Raw genomic sequence first — 6187 nt, 5'->3', positions numbered from 1 at the left:
CCGTGCAACCGCTTGGGATGACCAAGGAATCAAAATTTCTCAGGAAATTATTAAGGCTTATGGTTTGAGATAACATCAATTAGATTAATAGCATACCCCTCACTAACTGAGGGGTATGCTATTTTTAGTGATATTTACTAGTGCTTTAAATAGTCTATATAGCTATATCTCCTCGGATGCTTAGTTGAAGAACAGGAAATCATCAGAGACGGTCTTTAATGCACAGGATCAAGGAGTGTAAGGACCATTCGGCCATTAATATTATATTTCTACATAATGAATACATGACCAAAATACCATATACGTTTCTAGTTTCTTTATACACATTTTTATGTTTTTTAAATTTTCATAAAATTATACCGATTATGTTTATTTCCCCCAATATAAGAGAAAATACTCTCACTAATATTTTTGATTTCGACAAAATCAGAAATATTTTTCCTGATAATAACTTAAAATTCTATTTTAAATGACAATCTTTTTTATGGAATTTGTACATATAAGTCTATCGAACTATGCTATATTCCCCCAATTTACTGTTTTTTATGCTGTATGTACAATTTGTAGTGTAATTATTCACTCAGTGGGGTTAGCATTGCGTAAAGTTATTATTCCATAATTTTATTAAATTCCTAAACTCATAATTGTAGTGAAATAATTATAAAACTCAAAGATAAATAAAAAAAGGAGAGATGTAAATGAACAAGAGTAAATTAAAGGCATTTAAAGTGATGACTACTGCAGCTGTAACATCCTTACTTTTTTCATCAGTCACAGTTTTTGCGGAAACGAATGACACATCAATCGAGTCACAATTGACCAACCAAGTATTTGAGTCTAATTTAACAGAAGCAACTACAGATGAAATAGGGACAGTAGACCAAGCCCACAAGCCAGTTGATACTCAATATGCTCCTAGCGATTCTGTACGAGTGATTGTGGAAATGACAGGAGAACCTGTACACACTGCCAAGGGAAATGAATCTGAAAAGAAGAAATTAAAGCAAGCTCAAAAATCATTAATCCAAGAGATGAAAGAAATGAAAAAGTGGAATGTGAAAGAGCGACATCACTTTGTAACAGGTATTAATGGCTTCAGTATGGATACAGAGTTCAAAAATATCAAAGAAATCAAAAAACTATCTGGAGTGGCTAGTGTACAGATTGCAGAGACTTATCAACAAACGATGAGCAGTAGTAAATCCATGGTACAAGCGAAAAAAGTATGGGAAGAGTTAGGTTACCATGGTGAGGGGATGGTGGTTGCTGTTGTCGATACCGGAGTGGACTATCGCCATCAAGATCTTACTATGTCTGACAGAGGAAAAGCGAAAGCCAAGTGGAACTCTACTAATATTCAAGAAAAATTAGCTCAAACAGCTGTAGAAGATCGCTGGTATTCAGATAAAGTACCAGCTGGTTACGATTGGGCTGACCGAGATCAAGATGTTCTTCCATATGCTACATCACATGGAATGCATGTAGCTGGAACGATTGGGGCCAATGGAACCGATGAAATCGACGGGGTAAAAGGGATTGCACCTGATGTACAGATCCTAGCAGAAAAAGTTTTTTCCGATTATTATGGAGGGGCATTTGCAGATGATATCATAGCCGGAATCAATCACGCGGTAGAAATGGATGCCGATGTCATCAACATGAGCTTAGGAACTGACGGTGCTTTTGTGGATGAAGAAGATCCTATACAAAAAGCAGTTCGTACTGCTACAGAGAATGGAGTATTAGTGGTTGCAGCTGGTGGAAACGCATACTACAGTACTAGAAGTGGATCAACCGCATATTCTCATGCACCATATGCTCAGAATCCTGATATTGGAGTAGTAGGAGCACCTGGTTCAAGTCCATTTGCTTTACAAGTAGCTTCTTATGAAAATGATAAAGTCCATATGGACACACTTACTTTTCCAGATGGGAAACCACTTATTTACAAACGCCATGCAGGTTATGTTCAAATGGCAAATGTCTTTGCTCCAGGTGAAGATATTGAGTTAGTTTATGTAGGTTATGGTAGTACCCAGGATTTCGCTGGAAAAGATGTAAAGGACAAAATCGTGGTTGCAGAACAACAATGGGCGGGTAGTGAACAATTCATACAATCTCTTACTCAAAAGAATGGAGCAAAAGGAGTAATAATGGTACCTTTAGCTACACTAGGAAATTATGCCAAATTACTTTTTTCTCCTTATGGCAACATTCCAGGAGTTAGTACTGGGATTGCTGAAGGAAAGGACTTAATTCAACGTTTGAAAAATGGTGAAAAGATTAATGTTAAAGTGGGTAAGGGAACCTTAATCGATAATAATACCAAGGGGACTATGTCTGGTTTCTCATCATATGGAGCACCGCATACCCTTGATTTTAAGCCTGAAATCACCGCACCTGGTGGTAAGATTTATTCTACTGTTATGGATAACAAATATGAAATATATAGCGGAACTTCGATGGCTTCGCCACATGTAGCGGGTGCGGGAGCCATAGTGTTACAGTCGCTTTATGAAAAAGGCGTGACGAGAGGTTCAGATGCTATTTATCGGGCGAAAACAGCTTTGATGAATACAGCTCAAATCTTAATTGACCCTACAACAGAAAGTAACATTCCATATTCTCCACGTAAACAAGGTTCAGGGATGATGCAGATTGCTAATGCACTAAAAACACCTGTATTAGTCAAAGATAAGTTTGCTAATCCAGAAAATGCAGCTGCTGTGGAGTTAAAAGAGATTAAGCAAGATAAAGTAAAATTTATGCTGGAGGTAGAGGCGTTAGCGGGTAAATCTACCCCAGAAGAGATTACTTATGATGTCTATCTAGACCTTTTAACAGATGATACCGAGCAGAAAGACCTAGATTTAAATCGCGATGGGAAAATTGAAAAGACGATGGAAGTGCTAAAGCTAACAAGTAAGCGTATCGAAGGAGCAGCAGCGAAGATCAACGGAAAAGATTTTAGCCATACAACACCTGCCACCTTTACCGTAAAAAAAGGTCATCTTCAAGATTTAAAAGTGGATATTAAACTTCCAGATGGATTGAAGAAAAATATATTTGTTGAGGGATTTGTTCGCTTTGTTCCGAAAAATGGAGATCAAGCTTCGATTCCGTCTTTAACCATTCCGTATATGGGCTTTTATGGTGACTGGGATCAACCTCAGAACTTAGATGCACCGATGTGGGACAAAAATGCATTTTTACAAGAAACAGCTCTATTTCCTTACTATGGTCAGAAAAACTGGCTTGGTAAACCAGCTGTAGCAATTGGTTATGATAAAGCGGACAAAACATTCGCAGAAGAAAGAATGTCCATCTCTCCACATGCTGCGAACCAGGGTCTTTATTCACAGTTTACCACCTTGCGGAATGTAAAAAAGGTGGACATGTACGTTGAAGATGCAACAGGTAATCGAGTTCGTTATCTTGGAGATTACAGTGATTTTACTGGAACTGGAGAACCATGGAAATTCAGAAAAAATATAATGTCAAATAGCGAGTTCACTTGGGGTGGGTATATCTGGAATTTGAAATCAGATGATGGAAAATATGTTCCAGACGGAAAGTATCAATTTATTATGGAGAGCACATTAGATTATGAAGGAGCACGTCCACAAAAGACTAAGCTTCCGATTAATATAGATTCTATTGCACCAAAAGTAGAAAATATTCAAGTCAACAAAACACCAGAAAATAAGTATTTGATTACTTGGGACATGATGGATAATGCAGGGGGAAGTGGCTTAACAAAATCGATGGTTTATGTCAATGGCAAAGCTAAATATATTACTGCAACACAAACGTCCTTGCTAGTAGATACTGAACCGAAAAGTGTAATCGTAGTCCCATTTGACTGGGCAGGTAATGTCACTTATGAAATATACGGAGATCGCTCGTATATAGATCAGTGGTTATTCCTTTCAGCGTGGGATGTATGGGGTAGACCAATAACGCAACAGGAGCCAGGTCATATTTTGGGAATTACCCTGAAAAAAATGAACTGGACCATTACAATCGAAGATCCTACAGGAAAAGTGGTCGATACTTATAAATTTGCTAATACAGAGACTGCTTATATAAAAGAATGGAAACCATCAACTGATCTACCTAGTGGGCAATATAAAGTGGTCGCTGAGATGGAAGAAATTGAAACGGGTCTAAAGATCTCAACAACTCCACGTTATATGACGGTGGTGCAACCTTAAAAAACGAAACCATAAGATAAAACCTCAATCCTTTATGATGTTTAGAAGGGTTGAGGTTTTATCATGTACGAATCCTGGAAGTTTCATATAAAAAAGAGCCCCACTTTATCCTTTAAAAACTCAACTAATAAATAGCTTTAAATCTGCTATCAATAGTAGTAAGTAATTAAAATAAATACTCCTGTTAAATGAGTTGTCGAACGTAGTGAAGACAAAGGGCTTTGCCCTAATCCCTCTAATTGTCTTTAATGGCTGCTAGAGGGCTTTTTTTATTTGTCTAAATCCCCTAGCTTATAAACGGTCACTGGGGAAGATTTACCGTCAGAACCACGCCATTATTTAACCACTCAGATGAAGAAAAATAATTCTTGAATTACAGAAATCGACTTGAGCAATTGATTGTAATTACTTTACTGTTCAATTTTCCATCTAAGACAATTCACCAAGTTACTGGCATGAACATAAACTGAATAAAATATTAAGGATGTGTCTAATGGAAACTTTCAACACTCTTTGTCAACAGTTCGGCCAAATTCTTAACGGAAAACCAGATATCGAAAATGGTATTTGCTCCGTAGAAATTAATCGTGATATTCCAGTCACAATTCAAGGACGTCCAGTTCGAGGAAACATTGAGACTGAAATCATGTTTGAAGATTTAGATCAATACGGGTACGCTCTTAATCGCGGAGTAACAGTTATTCTTGAAAAAGAAGTCCCTTATTTTGTTAACACACTTGTGAAAAATGGAATAATTATCAGTGCATTGCATAACAATTGGCTTTATACGAAACCCAACATCCTTTATATTAATTTTCAATCTGTAGAACCACCATTAACTTTTGCTCATAAAGTTGCAGAAGCGCTAAGGACTCTAAGGGTAAGTAGATAAAATACTTTAATTAACGCACCACGGTCTCCTGTGTTTTTACTTTGTATAATAGGTCTTCAATGACAAACAACCCTGTTTTTCTTATTAAACGATTATCGACTTAGGGGATGAGTAAATGCTGGGAGAAAAAGTAATACAAACGATTACATCTGGACATGTTGGTCAAGAAGCAGATAAGTGAACTTTCTATTTTCAAACTCTATTCCATTAAAGAATATCTTAAGACTGAGTCATTGAAATTTGAAATAAAGTCGATAATTACTGGAATAACAAAAAGAATTAAGTTCAGGTTGGGTTCTTAAAGGTTCAGAGTAATAAAATGAATAGTTTAAAGTTATAAAGCATTTCCATGTAATGAGGAATGCTTTTTATTTTGTCGAAAATTAATAGGATTCTTCGGAAACAATAATAATGTAATTGAAATCAATATTTTTTTATTTTAAAACGATAAATCGTGTGGTAAAGTCAAATTGACAAAAATAAAATAAGTGAGCCGCTTTTTTATGAAACGCAAACAAGGATCAATAATTTTCTTAAAGTTAGTTATTTTTCTTATTGGAATTACAGTGCTTGCTTTGTGTCTATTTTGGTTGCCTTGGATAGCCAGTAGAGATGCAGAAGCGAATCCAGAGACTGCTTACTTGCAATATCCCTTTTTAGTGTGTGGGTATGTATTGTCTATTCCATTTTTTGTTGCGTTGTATCAAGCATTTAACTTTTAACCTACATAGATTGGAACAAGGCTTTCTCGGAAGTATCTGTTAACGCTTTGAGGTATATAAAATACTGTGCAATCATAATCAGTACCTTAATTGTATTAGGAATAATATTCGTAGTTTTATTTATTGAAGGTGATGTAGCAAGTGTTATAGGACTGGGATTAATGTGCACTTTTGCTTCAAGCGTAATTGCAACCTTTGCGGCTGTTCTTCAAAATCTTTTAAAAGAAGCTATTGATAAAAAGTCAGAAAATGCTTTAACGGTATGAGTGAATAACACGGAAATTACAATTAATATTGATGTGATGCTGGCTAATCTAATAGGGGTATTAGCGTTACAGAACTTTTGTAGAGGTTTAGAG

Annotated in this window: 2 protein-coding genes and 1 pseudogene; all 3 read left to right on the top strand. The window is 36.1% G+C overall.

Going from position 1 to position 6187, the window contains the following annotated elements:
• The first annotated feature begins 698 nt into the window (after positions 1-698).
• On the top strand, positions 699-4214 hold the full coding sequence (locus AC1DSB_RS12745) for a S8 family serine peptidase (protein WP_477586833.1): 3516 nt from the start codon (positions 699-701) through the stop codon (positions 4212-4214).
• A gap of 493 nt (positions 4215-4707) precedes the next feature.
• Positions 4708-5106, top strand: coding sequence for a DUF1259 domain-containing protein (locus AC1DSB_RS12740; RefSeq protein WP_342543597.1), 399 nt, complete (start codon positions 4708-4710; stop codon positions 5104-5106).
• Between the two features lie 503 nt (positions 5107-5609).
• Positions 5610-6094 (top strand): annotated as a pseudogene (locus AC1DSB_RS12735) (DUF2975 domain-containing protein).
• Positions 6095-6187 lie beyond the last annotated feature (93 nt).

It is taken from the genome of Paenisporosarcina sp. P4_E4_2, from assembly GCF_056401595.1.
This window is presented reverse-complemented; position numbering and strand designations above follow the sequence as displayed.